Origin of the sequence: Bradyrhizobium sp. CIR18 (assembly GCF_014198295.1) — a bacterium.
Taxonomy (GTDB): Bacteria; Pseudomonadota; Alphaproteobacteria; order Rhizobiales; family Xanthobacteraceae; genus Bradyrhizobium.
Window position 1 is genome coordinate 782,187 of record NZ_JACIHF010000002.1, and the last position, 16,322, is coordinate 798,508.

A 16,322-nucleotide genomic window follows, 5' to 3' on the forward strand; every position below is an offset into this window, starting at 1 on the left:
GCTATGCCAAGTGCAAGATGGTTTCCGAAAGAAAGAGGGCATCGAATTGACCCGGCATTTGTCGGAACAGATCGGTGCGATCGCTGGGCTTGAGACATCAGATCTCATGAGGCCAGCAGTATTTTTTGATCGTGACGGTGTTCTCAATGAGGACGACGGCTACGTGTTCGAACCAAATGCGTTACGCTGGGTGTCCGGAGCGTCGCCGCTACGCACTGCCGAAACGAGGCCCAAAGTCGAAACGAATGCCGAGCCGATATAGACCACAAGGCAGAGCAGGAGGACCGCAACGATGCCGATTAGCCACTTCATGCAGCAACAATTTTGAGGTGGCTTGCTTTGTTCCAAGAGATGCCAGAACGCCCCGAGGAAGGGATCGTGGCTTCCTTCAACGGTCGTCGAGCATCTGGTCCAGCGCGCCGCGGGAGGGCGGAATTGCGCTCAATGCGCGCGAGTTGGGAGCAATACCGGCACCACCAGTTCAGCTTCGGCAATACGCCTGGTAATCCGACACTGCGGTTTCGGGGAGCGCAAGCGGCGAAACTCAGAAGAGCGATCGTCTGCTCCGCTAGCCGGGCGCATCGGTGCGCTGACGAAGCGCTGATGCCTGATTTCGCGCAGCAGCAATGTGCGCTTGGTTTGGGCGGCGTTGAGCAAGCCTTCGAACAGCACCAGGATCTCGCGCGCCTGGACGTAGACTTCGGTGGTGACGGCGTCTTGATCGAAGCCATAGGCCGAGGCGCGCTTCGATCTCGGTCGCAGCGATCGGGTCAGTGCGCCAGCTCAGGGCATTTTGCTGCGTGTAGTCCTGGGGTTCGAAGTCGGGATCGATCCCGGCCATGTCGATGTGCCGTAGCGCCGCTGCGATCGCCTTTTGGCGAGAGGTCTCGAGCAATTTGTGCCGCAACATGCGGTTGCGCTGGATCACCCAGGACAGTTCGGCGATGTCGATGGCGAGCAGCCACTCGATGGCGGACTGGCGCGCAAGGTCGGCGAAGATGGCCTGTCGCAGCGCGTGGTAATGGTCGAGATGTTCGCCGGGCAGCAGCAGGGGCGGCGGCGCCAAGGCCGCAAACTCCGCCGGCAGCGCCGTGGTGGTCAGCTCGCGGGCGGTTTGGAACGGGCCGTTCATCGGGATGCGGGCTCCGCGCCGAGGTTGGCGAGGACGGCTGTGGCGCCGGCCGCGCCCTCGGCCCCACCATGGACCGGGCTCGCCGCCCACAGCTCCTGTGCGAGCAGCAGTGGGGCAATCTGCAGGTTGGCCCACCACGCCCGCTCGTTGCCGTGCCGATGCAGCTCCTCGTGATGCGCGTGGCACAGCGGCACCGTGAACTCATCGCTGACCTTGCGCCCCAGCGCCGGCGGCTGGGCGGGGTGTTGGCGCCCGGTCGAACCAGTAACGTCCAATCGCCGAGGAATGCCAACCGTTCTGCAGCAACATTGGTAATGGTTTTGGCGGCAGGATTGAATCTTGTTCTCACGCGGTTAGGGCAAGGACGAGAGAAGGCTGACCAGCATCAAAGCAACAAAACGAAGCCAATCTCCGCACCAAAGCAATTCTACCTAGCGGCCGTGTTGAAATGAACCGGTGATTGTCGGAAGATCGGCGAGTACCTCCAACTTGGGCCAGTGAGCTTTGAATCGTCCGGCAGTTTTCTTTGATCGTGATGGGGTCCTCAACGAGGACGACGGCTACGCTTTCGATCCAGACAAGATCCGGTGGGTAGAGGGAGCCCAACAGGCCGTCAAAGCGGTCAATGACGCCGGATATCTTGCGTTTGTCGTGACGAACCAATCAGGAATTGCGCGGGGGTTGTACGAGGAGCGGCATGTTCGCAGCTTGCACGAGTGGATGTCGCGTGAGCTTGCTATAGCTGGTGCGCATATCGATGCGTTCGAATTTTGCCCACACCACCCCGAGGGCTTGGTTGAGCGTTACCGTGTCCTCTGCAACTGCCGTAAGCCGCAACCGGGGATGATTAGAGTTCTGCTTGAGCGGTACGTAGTGGACATCGATGCTAGCTTTTTGATCGGCGACAAGCAGAGCGATCTCGCTGCAGCGCAAGAGGCCGGAATAGCAGCCTATCTGTTTGATGGATCAAACCTCCATACGTTCATTGTCCCGTTGTTGACGGATCGGTCCTATGCTCCGGATCAATCACGGTCGCATCGGGGAGGCGCAGGAACGGAGGATTGAGGCCCTGAACTTCGCGACCAACCGAGCCATCGATTGCTAAGTAGATCAAGGAGGCAAGTTGGTGTCAGAGCGACAAATGGAAGCCAATCGCGCAATCGATACCGGCCCGCAAACAAGCGCTGGCAAAGCGACATCGAGCCGTAAAGCCTATCGGCATGGTTTCTCGCGTTGGGATGAAGCCGCTGGTTCTGGTTGCGCCGGCTTCGATGTAATCCTTGCGGGGGAGTTCAAAGGGGCGGATATGGAAGCCGCGCTTCAAGATCTGGCTCAAGCTAGAGTCGACAGGATCGCCTGCGAGCTCTTAGGTTAAGTTTGATCTTGGCAGTGCTTGAGGGCGCTGAACCAAAGCCATTGAGATACCTTGCAGCCGTATGAGAAGGCTGCCCTGTCGCGGCAAAGGCGGGCGCTCAAGCGCGCGAAGCGAAATAAGGATGAGGACCACGGGGCTGGACCATCGAAGCGGGAAGATTCAATAGTGGGGTTTCAGGCCGCGGAGCATCGCGCCGATTGGACGGTCTAATTAGCGCTGTAGTATTCAAGGTCTTGGAGGCTGCATGAACTACATTTTCCCGCTGCTGGCTGTCGCCATCACCATCGGTCTTTTTGTGCTCTATGCGATGGTGCGGCAGAACTTGCGTCGATCCCGCCCCACCGATGAAGTTCCTCACTGGCCGGATTCGAGCCTGCGATAGGCGCCTAAGCGACTTGAGCGGCATTTCGGTACGCAAATCGCCGCAGAAGGGTCCATCGGTCAGCATACGCAGCCTTGTCGAAAAACCGAAATTTCGCTTGCTCCGTCGGGCAAAACAGTGGTTATGAGGTGCTGATCCAGCCGCTAATGGAGCCCAGCCGATGGCCGACGAATGCAAGGCTTTGTCCGATCTGCCGGAACTAGCCAAGCTTAACGGAGAATTCCGAAGGAATTACGGGAAGCTTCTTGGAGCTTTCTTATATCTGCGTTCTATCAGTGCCGCCCGCGGACGGTCCTGGTTTTGGACCGCTTTGCTTTCAGCCGTTTGCTCCGCCGCGCTGGCGTGGCTGGGTAAGCGGGGTGTCTCGCTATGAGCCGCAGGTGATAGGCTGGAACGATTTCTCCAAGCGCTGCGGCGAGATCGCTGCAAGGTGCAGACGTGCTCGCGAGGGGCCCGTTAAACCACTCCGCCGAAGTCGATGCCTTCCTTGGCGAGCTTCTCGGCTTCCTCGGCGGAAGCGGTGGGCTTCGTATCAAGGTAGGGATGTTCAGCAGCCGGCAGGATGGTGCGGATGTTCTGGCCATCCGCCCGCGTGATGCGGGCGACCCAGCCTCGCGGACTGTGCTCAAATCGCTCGATGTGGTACTGTTTGTACGTAATCATGACTCTCAAACGCAACTGATGCTGAAGGCCTTGTCTATATGAGACGGCGCCGCTGCACAACGGGTGTTAAAGCTAAGTTAATGTCCGACAGTCTGGACCGGCGTCTCTCATCGGTCCTGTTCATAGAAAAACCCGCCGACTTGGGAGCCGGCGGGAGTTAACTGAGATTGCGACCGCGCTAGTGGTCGCCAACTGACCCTAGCACGGTGGCTCGCCAGCGTTAACGGGAGGGCTTGTTTGTTTTTTGCTCATGCGGCCGGCGGCGACGGCGTTGTGATTTACAGCAGCCGATAGCTGAGATTGCTGACCCGGCAGCAGCCCGGTCGGTACCCCCTTTCGAGCCTGACGTGTTCCGCCCTCTGCAACTTGCCGACGGAAGTCGGGCCGGCTCGGAGGCGCCCCAATACTTGCATGGCTGCTCGTCGAAGCAACACAACGAGAAAGAGGCTAGTCGCGATCCGGGCTTACGGAAGCGAAATCACGAGCGGCAAGCTCCAATTCGAGCTCAGTGATCCGCTCGAAGATGCGAGCAGCGATCCTCTCCGACTCCTGGACAGTCAGCGACCGGATACCCAAAGAGGTGAGTTCGTCCCTTAGGATTTTCGCGACAATCGACTTAACACTCATACTGGACACTCGTTGTAGGCATATCCTAAATGCGAGCATCAAAGCTGACCCTGAGCGTCGGCACAAGTTCTTAAAAGCGGTTTGGCGGACGTCGACGTCGTCGGTGGATGTTGCTGGTTTTGAGATGAGGTGCTTTCGGCCGCTTGCTCCTTGGCTTCTGCGTGGCGCGGGAGGCTGGATCCGGCTTTGTTAGTCGTCGGGTGATGGCGTGAACGAGGCCATTGATCGTCTTGAAGCTCGCAATTCCCCGCCGCGCTCGCGATGATTCGGAAAAGCGGATCGTGCGCCTTACTTTGCCGTCGGTCGGCAACAATACGTAATCGAGTACGGTTGTGTTGTGCTCGGCTAGCCGGATAGCGGCAATCCAGCCGTCAGGGAGGCACGTCTCGCGCTGAATGCTCCAGTGGGGGGCATGGCTTGGCTTTCGACCAGGGGTCCAGCGGGCCGCCCTAACGGAGAGACAGGCGGTTCCGTCCACCCGCAGGCAATCGCTCCAGCCGCCCGAACCAATGCGCCCGCCTGCCGCCCTAATCGCGGCGGCGACCTGTTGGACAAGCTTTGACCTCAACTCGGACCAGAGAGGACGAGCGTCGAGATATTCGTAATTCCGCTTCGGTGTGTAACCGAGCAATCGATAGAGGTTTCGAAAATTGCCAAAGTGTATTTGACAGGTCGCCGAGCAGGGCAATCCCGGTGTTCGATCGATGATGGCCGGGGTCAAACGGCCTTCTTTGAGTAGGGTTCGGCGCAGCCGGACAAGCATCTCCTGCTCGGAGAGATCAACGCGGCGTTCCTCGATGATCTTCTTGACTCTGAAGAAGACCTCGCGATCGATGATGGGTTCGATACAGCCCTCGGTTCTGATCCATTGTTCAGGCGGATTCCTCACTGCCGCCTGCCGTAGCTTTTGAGACTTTCGGTTGAAGACGAGGTTTCCGATATAGCTCTCATTTCTAAGAACAATGCCGACCGCAGCGCGGGTCCATGGCACGCCAGTGCTCGAGGCGAGCGCTTTCCGGTTGAGCTCCCAAGCGATGACCGTCTCGGATCTGACCTCCAAGAATCTTTCGAATATCCACTTCACGACCGCGATTTCCTTCGGGGCACCGGGTCTTATGCGAATGTGGTCAGTGAGGATGTACTTTCGCTCCCCCTTCCTCATCACACGTCTGGTTTGCATCTTTTCATCGACGAGCTCTCGCACCAGAGCGTAGCCGGCGCGACCGCATGGCTTGTAGCCGAGCCGCGCAAACCGACATTGACCGGCGTAGACTTTCGCCGAAAGCTCGCGGCTGTACTCGGCCGCCATCACCCGCTTGATGTTCTTGACGATGCTCGCAAGCATGCTGCCGTCGTTTTCGAATTGCTCAGCACAATAGGCAACCTTGATGCCAGCGCGTCTGCAAACGAACTCGTAATGCGCGCTTTCGTCAACGTCCTGGAAGCGTCCCCATCGGCTGACGTCGTAGACCAGGAGATGGCCAAAACCGGCTTGGTTGCTCTCGACATCCTCCAGCAATTGAAGCAGCCCGGTCCGGTTCTTGATCAGTAACCCGCTCTCGCCCTCGTCCTTGTAAGTGCGGACAAGCGTGAAGTTATGGGCGTGCGCGTACGCCGCGATGACGGCGGCCTGATTTTGAATCGAGTATTGTTGCCGGTCGGTCGACATGCGGAGATATTGAGCTGCCCGTACTCCGAGGAGCGACTTGGGCAGATGGGCTTTGTGGACGATGAGCGCATTACTCATTTTCACCTTCGTCCGACGCAGGTTACCGCGGCATAGAACTCCTCAGGACTCAGCTCTTCAAGAAGGATCTCTTGGAAAAGTGTCGCCTTCGTATTGCGCCTGCGAAGGGTTGGTTCGATTCTAGCGCTCGGTCGCGACCATTCGGCCGAGCAACGCAAGCCGCATCATGCCGGCCCGGTTGATAGAGATGCAATGCGCCGCTTGCCAGGGCCGCCGGCTTCTGCACGGGTCTCAGTCGCGCTGGCGCTCTGGCTCGGTCTCCCCTCAGACGCGCGGTTGGCGCAGCGGTCCATTGAGGAAGCGCTGATTCCTGATCTCGCGAAGGAGCAGCATGCGCTTGGTTTGTGCGGCGTTGAGCAGCCCCTCGAACAAGACCAGGACCTCGCGCGCCTGAACGTAGACTTCGGTGGTGATGGCGTGTTGGTCGAAGCCATAGGTCGCGAGGCGCGCGTCGATCTCGGAGGCAGCGACCGGATCACACCGCCAGCTCAGGGCATTCTGTAGCGTGTAGGTTTCGGCCTCCGCTTCGAACTCGGGATCAATTCCGAGCATGTCGATGCGCCGCAGCGCCGCCTCAACCGCGTTTTGGCGATAGGTCTCGAGCAATTTGTGCCGCAACATGCGGTAGCGCTGGATGTCCCAGGACAGCTCGGCGACGTCAATGGCGAGCAGCCACTCGATGGCGGACCGCGGCGCGAGGTCGGCAAAGATCGCCTGCTGGAGCGCCTGGTGGTGTTCGAGTTGTTCGCCCGGCAGCAGCAGGGGCGGGGGCGCCAAGGACGCAAACTCGACCGGGAGCGCCGTGGCGGTGAGCTCGCGCGCGGTTTGGAATAGACCGTTCATCCGGCGGCCTCCGAATCCAGGTTTGCCGCGAGCGACGCGGCGCTGACGGCGACGTTGGCGGGATCGTGGACGGGGCTCGCCGCCCACAGCTCCTGCGCCACCGGCAGCGGCGCGATCTGCAGGTTCGCCCACCACGCCCGTTCATTGCCGTGCTGATGCAGCTCCTGGTGATGCGCGCGGCACAGCGGGACAGTGAACTCATCGCTGACCTTGCGGCCGAGCGCCCGGGCTTGAGCGAATTTCAGATGATGGGCATCGCACGGGGTTTGCTGGCACACCAGGCAGGGCTGCTCCCTAACAAACAACAGGTGCGCCTTGCTGCGTTTGCGGGACGGCTCCTTGGGATAGGCGAGCCCGGCCTCGGGTAGCGTTGGCTGCAGCGCGGCCTCGGCGTCAGCAGCAGGCGCCGCTGGCAGGCTTGCCGCGTCACCTAAGTCGGCGGTCTGCTCGGCCTGAGCACGGCCAGCGTCCTCAAGCTTGGCCTGATAAGCTGCCTCGACGTGCCGGGCATCCGGCTCCTGCAGGCTGTTCTTGAGCGGGAGGCTCGCCATGGCCCAGCTGAGCAGATCGGTGCTGGCGGGCAGCGCTTCGAGCTGGCGCAACAGCTGCTCCCGGAGTGCGGCGGACTCTCCCGGCCGCAACACCGGGGCCCGGTTGAGAGCGCCCTTGCCGGGCGAGGCCTTGAGGTTAGGTGGTGCGGGGGAACCGGCGGCCGTATCCGGGGCGTCCAGATCATCCTCGCCGGCAATCCCGACCAGCGCGAACAGGGCGTAGCGTCGGGCGTAGGTGAGTGCCGCGCCCATCCGGTGCGGCGCCTCGATGTCCCGTGCGGCGCAGACCGGCCAGTCCGAGGAGATCCATTCGCCGGAGGAATGGGCGAGCAGGGTGGTGAGGTGGATGTGGCCGGTGACCTGTTCGACCCGGGTGGTCTGGATGGTGGCGATCTCCTGCTGGCTCAGGGTCTTGCGCACGATGTCGAGGCCGCTCGCCAGCGAGGCGTAGCGAAAGGTGCGGTCGTCATCGCGCAGGAACGGCGAGCGGATCTGAGCGGTCAGGGTCTTTTCCGGGTTGGTTAGGTCGGCTTGCGCCCGGGCCAGCGCCGCCGCGATCGCGCCGATATGCTCACTGGCCTGGTGCATGGACGGCCTCCATCTCAACCGGATCAAAGCTGACGGCGCCGGCCTTGGAGCGCTTGGCGCGAACGCCGTGGCCAAACGCCTCCTTGGCATCCTCCGGCAGCAGCTTCTTGAGCTCGGTCTTGGCCAGCTCATGCTCGCCATGGGCCTCGCGGGTGCGCAGATAGGTCGCCGCGCATTCGGCCCACAGATTGGACGCGGTCATGTCGACGACCTTGACGGCGGCAAGCCGCGGCCGTGGAGTTTCGATCCCAAACAGCAGCGGTGGCTCGCCGCTCTGCACGCAGCGCCAGAACTTCTTTTCCGCGGTCAGCAGCAGGTGTTGGTAGAGCGGGTCGGCATGCACGGTGATCTCGACCCATTTGCCGCCGCCGGTGATGATTGAGAGCACGGCCGCGCGCGCCGCCACCACCCACATGTTGTGCTGCAGCTGCGCCATGTGCTTCTCGGCCGCCGCCTCTTCAGTAAAGGCCCAGGGCAGCATGAACTTGGCCTCGAACACCGCCCCGGTCGGCGCGACAATGCCGTCCAGCGTGGCCGCCATCCAGGCATGGACGGGGTGCCGCACCCGCTTCTGGATGTCGGTGATCGCATACCCGGTGGCGTTCTGGTACCAGCTGCGGTTGAGCTCTTCGGTGGCACTGCCAAGCTGGACGATCAGGTTGCGCGACAAATCTTGCGGCGCGATCTCGCCGCGTTTCTCCCGCCACAGACGCAGGAGCTCGTCCTGGTCCTGGCCCATGATGATGCGGGCGTCCGAGCCGCCGATGAAGGCGCGGCGGTCGTGGCGGTTGAAGGTGATGACGGAGTGGGGCGCCGCGGCGCCGTCGGATGCAATCGTGCTCACCGGTCTCTCCTGGGTTGACGCGGCTTGCCGCCGCACCACCAAAAGCCCCGCCACTGCGAGGGGAGAGACCGGGGCCAAGGGCCCGCCGGCCGGTTTAATGATTAACGCTCCTTTTGCGTGGGAATGCCAGTCCTTTCTGCAGCAAAATTGCTGCTCTTTGGGCTTGAAAACCCTTGATCTCTCAATGCGTTGGAGCGAGCTTCCGGCCGCCACGATCAGCATCGGCCGAGGGCCTCGGACATGGTGTCCATTCGACAGATCGAAGCCAATCGCAGCAACGCCAAGCGCAGCACGGGGCCGAAAACGGCGGTTGGAAAGACGAGGTCCAGCCGCAACGCGCTGCGCCATGGGCTGGCGCGAAGCATTATCAGCGATCCTCCCGAGGCGGAGAATCTTGCCGTCGCGATTGCTACGGGGATCGGGCATCCGGTCACGCCCGATGCGGCGATGGCGCTGGCGCGCTCCAAGCTCGCGCTGCTGCGGATCCGCAGCATGCGGCAGGCGATGTTAGGCGCACTTTTGACCTGCCCGCTGGCGGCAGATCTGAAAGGCCTTCAAGGCCTGGAGCGCTACGACCGGGCTGCTTTGGTGCAACAGAAGCGGACGCTTCGCTTGCTCAGCTTCGAGCGCGAGTGAGGCAAGGTCAGTTGGCTTCGTTCTGGAAATCACCGCCTCAATGGCTACCAGCAACGCTCCTCGACTGCGCTCGCAGATGATGGGCTTAGCGCCTGGGCTGCTTCGGCGCCGAACCACGAGCCGACAGAAAGTCCCGGAACAACTTTAACGGATCAACGCCCAGGGCCTGGGCGATGGCGACAAATTCCACGACGTCGATCCGCCGTTCGCCGCCTTCGTATTTGGCGATGAACGATTGCGGCCGGCCGAGCATCTTGGCCAAAGCATGCTGGCGAATGCCGGCCTGCTGTCGCGCTGCGACAAGAAGTTCGATCAGGCGGGCATGTTGCGCGGTTCTCAGGGACTTTTGCATGACCGCCGGGCCAGAGAATCGGCGGCGGACAACTTGATCCCGAACTTGGATTATCCCAAAACTGGATAAATTCGGTGGCCCGCGCTATCAGTGATGGCAGCTACGGGGCACCTGATGAAGGTTTCAGCGACGGCGGTTCGGTACATCAAGCTCGGCGCTGGCGGCCGGTGGGAGAGCAGCCGGGACCGTGCTGAGCTGCACTTCGGCTATGGTTCGGTCAGCCATGAACTTGCCGTTGACGGCAACCGGGCGAAGATCATCGCGCATCTGATTGCGCTGGGCCGATCGCCACAAGCGGCGGGGCGCGACGCGCAGGAAGTCGCCGACTTCTACGAATTGGACGAAAGGTGTCTTTGGATCACAATCGCGCGCGATCATTTGTGGTGGACGTTTGCGGAGCGAGAGGTCACCTGGGTCAAACCTGATCCAACGCGTCCAGGCGAACGGTTCAGGACGGCCATCGCCGGGTGGCGCAACACCGACATCAATGGGACACCGCTCAAAATATGCTCGCTCAGCACCAAGCTAACCAAGGTCGCCAGCTATCGTCGGACGATCTGTGCCGTCAAAGCGCAGGACTACCTGCTACGGCGGATCAATGGCATCGAGGAGCCGATCGTCGCAAAGGCAAGCCAAGCCCGAACCGCGCTGCTCGAGGTGACGCAGCTGCTGCACTGGGCCGATTTCGAAACCCTTGTTGACATCATCTTTGCGCGCAGTGGCTGGAATCGAGTCTCCGTGCTCGGCGGCACCAAAAAGCTGGTTGACCTTGAGCTGGAGCATGCGGTGATCAACGAGCGGGCAGCAGTTCAGGTCAAGTCTGCCGCCAGCCAAAAGACCTTGGACGCCTATATCCGCCGGATGGACGCCACCGAGCAGTTCGACCGGTTCTTCTTCATTTGTCATTCGCCGAAGGGGGCGCTCAGCGTCCCCGACGACCGCTCCGACATTCACGTCTGGACCGGTCGCGAGTTAGGTTCGACTATCATGCGGCTCGGGCTGCACGATTGGGTGATGGAGAGGCTCGCCTAGCCAACCGATCAGAGACTACCCAGCGCGAGGCTGCGCGCTGGCCCGCACTACCATGCAACTGGATCTTGTCCCGGCTACGGGAAAGAATCGTCAATCCCCTTGGCGCGGGTGAGGTCGGCCAGCGTGATGGCCCGCATCCGATTGAAGTCGGCCCTTATCTCCTCTATCGACCTCGCGTCATAATCGCGTTCGATCCTTGCACTTTCGATTTCGCGAATTTGCTCGATCAGTTTCATTGTCATCCTCAAGACTTTCTCGTTGCCCTTGACCGCGAGATCGACTACTCGCTTCACCAATACTTCGTCTGTCTGGATGCGCAATCGCTGTCCATCTTCGACAATGGTTCGCTCCCGCTTCAACTCCCGCGCAAAAAGTTCAACCAAAGAGAGACATTTTTTCGGCCTGCCGCGTGGATTGCCGGACTGGCCCGGCTTGAAGCGTCGCTCTTTCGGAGGTTTTCCGTAGCCAACTGAATAGTTTTCGGATTTCCGCTTGGTCATTCCGCGCACTCCCGTTGCTTGTCTGCGGCGATCTCGTCGAACAGGCGCCCGGTTGGGACATGGACAGCGCTTTGCCCGGTGTGGCGTTGCCAGCGCCTTATCGCGACGTCAACGTAACGCGGCTCTAGCTCCGTCGCATAGAGGCGGCGGCCGACCCTTTCGGCAGCCAGCAACGTCGAACCGCTGCCCAGGAAGTTGTCCAAAACAATGTCATTGCGTTCCGTGCAGTCGAGAATTGCATCGGCAAGCAACTGAACCGGCTTTACGGTCGGGTGCAAGGCAAGCAAGTTACCTTCCTCGCCGTTGCGTTCGAAGCTATTGCATCCAGGATATTGCCATACGTTGGTTCTGAACCGACCATGCCGGCCAAGCTCGACGTTGTTGCGGTGGGGCATTTTGCCGTGCTTGAAGACGAAGACGAACTCGTGCTGGCTGCGATAAAGCGATCCCATGCCGGCGTTCGATTTGACCCAGGCGCATATGTTCTTGAGTTCGAGCCCGACTACCGTCGCGGCGGCAAGAATCTGGGCGGAGTGACGCCAGTCCATGAAGATGTAGAGGAGGGATCCCTGGGAGAGGTGCTCGGTCGAGCGGCGAAGATAGCCGTTGAGGAATGCGGTAAACTCCTCGTTGGACATTTCGCCGGCCGCCATCGCAAACTCGTGGTGGCGAATGCGTCCTTTGCCGGAGACGTGCCCTTGTATGGGGACATTGAACGGTGGATCCGTGATCACGGCGCGCGCGCGCTGGCCCGCCATGAGGACCAACAAAGAACTAGCCTCGAGCGCGCTTGCGCATAGGATCCGATGGCGACCAAGTTGCCAAAGATCGTTGGCGGCCGAAACCTTGGCCGAAAGAACGGCTGGAACGATGTCCGCCGGGTCCGGTGCTGGCTGAGCCTGAAGGGACTCCAGATTCTCGATCCGAAAGTCAATCTCCCCTTGGGAGAAGCCTGTGACCTCAAGACTGAATCCAAGGTCGAGCTGATATAGATCCTTGAAGGTTTCCGCGAGAGCGCGGTCATCCCAAGGCGCTAGTTCGCTGAGCCGCTGCTCAGCAATTCGGTAGAGTTCGAGTTTTTCGGGCGTGAGATGCGTTACCCGGATTATAGGGAGTTCGCGTAAGCCAAGTTTTAGAGCGCCAAAGTACCAGATCATCCCCGCGACGATCACACCCGACCCATCGATAATAATGGGGCCGATCACGCCGCCCAGTGCCTCGATACATTTCGCGTATTGTTTCTTATGGCGATCGGTATGTTTACGGAGCAATCGCTCAGGTAGCGAAATTGCGTCGATTGCAACAAGCTCGACCGGTCCCCGCTGTGTGAAGATCTCGTTGTGATTCGATGATGCCGTCATGGTTGACTCCTTGGCTCGACTGCGTCGTCACCAGAGTCTACCGGTCAGTGCCTGTTAGCCGGGCTATTGGGCCTTGTGTCGCCGTATTTCAGCAATTGCGTTTCGAAACGTCTTGAAGGTCATCTTTCGCCGTCCAGTGCCGAATTCGTAAGAAAGGCTCGATCTGTCGACGCTTTCTGACGGATCGCATCCCTGATCCCGCAACTCCGAGAAGAAATGAGGCCAGATCTCTCTCGCGCTAAGCTCCCGAAGCTCCGGCTTAAAAACCAAACGTTCTATGATTTGGCGGAGCGGCACCGCTTGGTCGCCCACCCTCGTTCTGCGGCGAGCCGCACGTTTCCGCTGAGCCTCGAGCAAGCTACCGAGATCGAATTCGGATCGATAGACGCCGTAAACGCGCCTAGCTTCAATCATGCCGTCGGGACGAATGACAATATGAGATCTCAACAATGGGTGGTGCAGGGCAGCGATATAGTCGTCGTCTAGTTGTGTTGCGGGCTCGATGACTTCGTTGGGATTATCGATCGAAACGAGCCGCAGCCGAGAAACGGGCATCCATCGCTCCTCATATCATTTGACCCAAGAAAAGTGGGAACCCTTTCGTCGATATTCAAGTCTACAAGAATTGGTCGCAATTTTTTTTGTGCATTTGAATGTCGTCGGTGCAGCCTTCGCATCGTCACATCGGATTCTGAAATCGAAAGTTAAGAGCGTGGTGGTCCGATTAAACATGCGCTCGAGTACATCCTCAGCGAAAGGCTTAACGTCGTTGAGCTTGTCGGTTGCTGATGCATAGAACTCGACGATGCGTCGCAAGGCACCTCGGTGGCCACGATCAGCGGCAGTGCACGCTCCGACGTTTGACGGCAGTCTTATCATGGTGTCCGTCAGAAAGCTTCGCTCTAACCGCTCCGAACTCGGTTCTCGTCCAGCATCTCGCTCTCCTTGTCTGGAAAGCGAGAGGCGGGAACCGATTCGCGTTATGGACCGCAGCACTGCGTCGAGAAACGATGTTTGGTGGACGCTTACAGATTCCCTGTTTGGGGCGCGCCCGTTCCTTGATCGCCTCTGAAAATTTCCCTGTGCAGTTTCGTCGCTTCAGGCCCAAAATGCCTTATTTTCAAGGCACTTGTTGGCAGTATTTTGGGCTGATCGTCGGCTCGAGGGCCGCGTTTCCCTGTAGAATTCCCTGTTACCAGGGAAGGGGGATTTTGGGGGCAAGCTTACCGCTCATCGGCGATCACCTTGCCGTCGTTCGGCAGCGCGCCGGGACTGACGAACTCGACGCTTCCGCCGAGTTTCGTCACGGCGCGCAAGCTGGTCGCAATCTCCTCGCGCAGGGCGTCACTCGTGGCCGCCGTTTCCGCTTTCAGCGTCATCGCGTCGGTCTCGCCCTGCCGTGTGACGACGAGGCGCAGTCTTCCGAGCGCAGAATGACGCTTGCCGATCTCGGCGATCTGCTCGGGGCGAATGAACATGCCCTTGACCTTGGTGGTTTGGTCGGCGCGGCCCATCCAGCCCTTGATGCGCATGTTGGTGCGGCCGCACTTGCTTGGGCCCGGCAGCGCTGCGGTGAGGTCGCCGAGGGCGAGCCGGATCCAGGGATGGTGCGGATCGAGCGACGTCACCACGATCTCGCCGACGTCGCCCGGCGTCACGGGATCGCCCGTGCCGGGCTTGACGATCTCCAGGATCAGGTCTTCGTTCACGACCATGCCCTCGCGCGCCTCGGTCTCGAACGCAATGAGGCCGAGATCAGCGGTGCCGAAGGCCTGGTAGGCATCGATGCCACGCGCCTTGATCTCCGACTGCAGTGAGGGCGGGAACGCCGCCCCCGAGACCAGTGCGCGCTTGATCGAGGAGACGTCGCGTCCCGCGCTCGCTGCGGCATCGAGCAATATCTTCAGGAAGTCCGGCGTGCCGCTGTAGCCGACCGGGCGGTAGGCCTCGATCAGTTCGAATTGCTGCTCGGTGTTGCCAGGCCCTGCCGGGATCACGGCGCAGCCGAGCGCCCGCGCCGAGGCATCGAAAATGAAGCCGCCGGGGGTGAGATGGTAGCTGAAGGTGTTGAGGACGATGTCATCGGGGCGGAACCCGGCCGCGAACAACGCCCTTGCGCCGCGCCAGGGATCGGCCTGCCGTCCCTCCGGTTCGAAAATGGGCCCTGGGGAGGTGAAGAGGCGGGCAAACGACCCCGGCGCCGCCGCCACGAAGCCTCCGAAGGGCGCGGAGGCCTTGTGCAGGGCGGGTAGTTCCGACTTGCGCAACACCGGCAGGCCCGCCAGCGCCTCCCGGGAGGTCACTGTGGCGGGATCGAGGCCTCTCAGCCGCTCGGCATAGGCCGGGGCGGCCATTGCGGCTCGTAGCACCTCTGGCAGGCGGGAGAACAGATCGGCCTCGCGAGCGGCTTGTTCACGCGTCTCGCGGGCATCGTAGTGGGCGGTCATGGCTGTTCTTTCCGTGTTGGCATCCGTTGCGCGCCGCCGCTGGCGTGGGTATCAGACGGCGATTGGCGAGGCCGAGAGAGGACGCGATGGCGGACGAAGGAATCATTGCGGCGGAGGAGGCGACGGACGTCGTCGCGCGCCTGAAGCGCCGCATGATCGAGGAGGCGCTGCCGCTGTGGTCGACCGTCGGCTGGGATCCTGCTGCAGGCGGCTTCATCGACCGGCTGCATCGCGACGGAACTGCGGATGCGGCCGCGCCGCGGCGCGTGTTCGTGCAGGCCCGCCAGATCTATTGCTACGCCAAGGCCGCGCAAATGGGCTGGTACCCTGAGGGCCGCGCCATCGCGCTGAAGGGGCTGGAGCATCTGCTCGGCAACGCCAAAGCGCCTGACGGCCGGCCGGGCTATGTGCACCGGCTGACGCCGGAAGGTGCGGTGCTGGACGGCCGGCGCGATGCCTACGATCACGCTTTCATCCTGTTTGCCCTCGCGACCGTCTACGCGCTCGACCAGGACGCGCAGGTTCGTGCCGAGATCGACGCGCTGCTCGCTTTCCTCGACGGCCATCTGCGCTCGCCGCATGGAGGCGTGCACGAGGGCCTTCCGGTCTCGCTGCCGCGCCGGCAGAACCCGCACATGCACCTGTTCGAGGCGATGATCGCGTGTTTCGACGCGACCCACGACCTGGCGTTCCAGAACCGTGCAGGCGGGTTCTTTGCGCTGTTCCTGGCCAATCTCTACGACAAGCAGAAGCGCATCCTGACCGAGTATTTCGAGGAAGACTGGTCGAAGATCGAGCCGGTCAGCGTCGAGCCGGGCCACCAGGCGGAATGGGTATGGCTGCTGAAGGGGTTCGAGCGCATCACGGGATGCCCGACCGGTCAGCGCCGTGCCGAGTTGCTTGCGACCTCGATGCGCTATCGCGACGAGGCCACGGGCTGCCTGGTCGACGAAGGCGACGACATCGGCAATATCCGCCGCAGCACGCGCCGGCTGTGGCCGCAGACCGAGATCGCGAAGGCGTGGATCGCGCAGGCCGAATCCGGCGAGGCGGGTGCGGCGGAGGAGGCGCGCGCGGCGCTGGTGCGGCTCGAACGGCATTATCTCAGCCATCCCGTGAGGGGCGGCTGGTACGACCAGTTCGATCGCGACGGCAAATCGCTGATCGACACCATTCCTGCGTCGTCGTTCTATCATGTTCTCTGCGCGGTCACGGAAGCGGAGCAGGTGCTCGAACCCTAAG

At 61.2% G+C, this 16,322-nt stretch carries 17 protein-coding genes and 1 pseudogene; 5 read left to right on the forward strand and 13 right to left on the reverse strand.

The annotated features are described in order from the left end of the window. Positions 1–568: 568 nt before the first annotated feature. Together GGD65_RS12225 and GGD65_RS12230 are read right to left on the reverse strand one after the other, a co-directional pair. Complete coding sequence (locus GGD65_RS12225) at positions 569–1,132, reverse strand: hypothetical protein (RefSeq protein ID WP_246783252.1); 564 nt, start codon at positions 1,130–1,132, stop codon at positions 569–571. Then, a pseudogene (locus GGD65_RS12230) lies at positions 1,129–1,371 on the reverse strand (single-stranded DNA-binding protein); the annotation flags it as partial. The gene GGD65_RS12225 and the pseudogene GGD65_RS12230, both read right to left, overlap by 4 nt. A 265-nt stretch (positions 1,372–1,636) precedes the next feature. Between GGD65_RS12230 and GGD65_RS12235 the strand changes: the two are divergent. After that, complete coding sequence (locus GGD65_RS12235; RefSeq protein WP_183235412.1) at positions 1,637–2,197, forward strand: HAD-IIIA family hydrolase; 561 nt, start codon at positions 1,637–1,639, stop codon at positions 2,195–2,197. Positions 2,198–2,261: 64 nt separating this feature from the next. On the opposite strand, the gene GGD65_RS12240 is transcribed toward GGD65_RS12235, so the two are convergent. After that, complete coding sequence (locus GGD65_RS12240) at positions 2,262–2,468, reverse strand: hypothetical protein (RefSeq protein ID WP_183235413.1); 207 nt, start codon at positions 2,466–2,468, stop codon at positions 2,262–2,264. Positions 2,469–2,751: 283 nt separating this feature from the next. On the opposite strand from GGD65_RS12240, the gene GGD65_RS12245 reads away from it, so the two are divergent. Beyond that, positions 2,752–2,889: a hypothetical protein gene (locus GGD65_RS12245; protein WP_183235414.1), complete on the forward strand. Its 138-nt coding sequence runs from the start codon at positions 2,752–2,754 to the stop codon at positions 2,887–2,889. Between the two features lie 456 nt (positions 2,890–3,345). Here GGD65_RS12245 and GGD65_RS12250 read toward each other — a convergent pair whose 3' ends face one another. The 5 genes from GGD65_RS12250 to GGD65_RS12270 all read right to left on the reverse strand — a co-directional run bounded on the left by GGD65_RS12250 (position 3,346) and on the right by GGD65_RS12270 (position 8,743). Further along, positions 3,346–3,552: a hypothetical protein gene (locus GGD65_RS12250; protein ID WP_183235415.1), complete on the reverse strand. Its 207-nt coding sequence runs from the start codon at positions 3,550–3,552 to the stop codon at positions 3,346–3,348. Between the two features lie 697 nt (positions 3,553–4,249). Then, entirely contained in the window at positions 4,250–5,926 is a 1,677-nt protein-coding gene (locus tag GGD65_RS12255; RefSeq protein ID WP_183235416.1) for a recombinase family protein, read from the reverse strand. Between the two features lie 264 nt (positions 5,927–6,190). Continuing rightward, on the reverse strand, positions 6,191–6,769 hold the full coding sequence (locus GGD65_RS12260) for a hypothetical protein (RefSeq protein ID WP_183235417.1): 579 nt from the start codon (positions 6,767–6,769) through the stop codon (positions 6,191–6,193). Next, positions 6,766–7,908: an ERF family protein gene (locus tag GGD65_RS12265; RefSeq protein ID WP_183235418.1), complete on the reverse strand. Its 1,143-nt coding sequence runs from the start codon at positions 7,906–7,908 to the stop codon at positions 6,766–6,768. The genes GGD65_RS12260 and GGD65_RS12265 overlap by 4 nt, the downstream gene beginning before the upstream one ends. Next, complete coding sequence (locus GGD65_RS12270) at positions 7,892–8,743, reverse strand: YqaJ viral recombinase family protein (RefSeq protein ID WP_409362740.1); 852 nt, start codon at positions 8,741–8,743, stop codon at positions 7,892–7,894. The genes GGD65_RS12265 and GGD65_RS12270 overlap by 17 nt, the downstream gene beginning before the upstream one ends. Positions 8,744–8,992: 249 nt before the next feature. Here GGD65_RS12270 and GGD65_RS12275 point away from each other — a divergent pair, with 249 nt between their 5' ends. Then, a complete protein-coding gene (locus GGD65_RS12275; RefSeq protein ID WP_183235420.1) occupies positions 8,993–9,388 on the forward strand; it encodes a hypothetical protein in 396 nt (131 codons plus the stop codon). A gap of 85 nt (positions 9,389–9,473) precedes the next feature. Here the strand turns inward: GGD65_RS12275 and GGD65_RS12280 are convergent, their stop codons facing one another. Then, complete coding sequence (locus tag GGD65_RS12280) at positions 9,474–9,740, reverse strand: helix-turn-helix domain-containing protein (protein ID WP_183235421.1); 267 nt, start codon at positions 9,738–9,740, stop codon at positions 9,474–9,476. Positions 9,741–9,854: 114 nt separating this feature from the next. Between GGD65_RS12280 and GGD65_RS12285 the strand changes: the two genes are divergently transcribed. After that, on the forward strand, positions 9,855–10,772 hold the full coding sequence (locus GGD65_RS12285) for a hypothetical protein (protein ID WP_183235422.1): 918 nt from the start codon (positions 9,855–9,857) through the stop codon (positions 10,770–10,772). A 74-nt stretch (positions 10,773–10,846) separates the two neighbouring features. On the opposite strand, the gene GGD65_RS12290 is transcribed toward GGD65_RS12285, so the two are convergent. The 4 genes from GGD65_RS12290 to GGD65_RS12305 form a co-directional block, all read right to left on the reverse strand. Then, on the reverse strand, positions 10,847–11,272 hold the full coding sequence (locus tag GGD65_RS12290; protein WP_183235423.1) for a DUF5681 domain-containing protein: 426 nt from the start codon (positions 11,270–11,272) through the stop codon (positions 10,847–10,849). Next, on the reverse strand, positions 11,269–12,633 hold the full coding sequence (locus GGD65_RS12295; protein ID WP_183235424.1) for a DNA methyltransferase: 1,365 nt from the start codon (positions 12,631–12,633) through the stop codon (positions 11,269–11,271). Before GGD65_RS12295 ends, GGD65_RS12290 begins: the two co-directional genes overlap by 4 nt. Positions 12,634–12,696: 63 nt before the next feature. Continuing rightward, positions 12,697–13,188, reverse strand: coding sequence for a hypothetical protein (locus tag GGD65_RS12300; RefSeq protein WP_183232980.1), 492 nt, complete (start codon positions 13,186–13,188; stop codon positions 12,697–12,699). 668 nt (positions 13,189–13,856) lie between these two features. Beyond that, entirely contained in the window at positions 13,857–15,080 is a 1,224-nt protein-coding gene (locus GGD65_RS12305) for a phenylacetate--CoA ligase family protein (protein ID WP_179737674.1), read from the reverse strand. 86 nt (positions 15,081–15,166) lie between these two features. On the opposite strand from GGD65_RS12305, the gene GGD65_RS12310 reads away from it, so the two are divergent. Then, a complete protein-coding gene (locus tag GGD65_RS12310; RefSeq protein WP_183235425.1) occupies positions 15,167–16,321 on the forward strand; it encodes an AGE family epimerase/isomerase in 1,155 nt (384 codons plus the stop codon). Position 16,322: the final 1 nt, after the last annotated feature.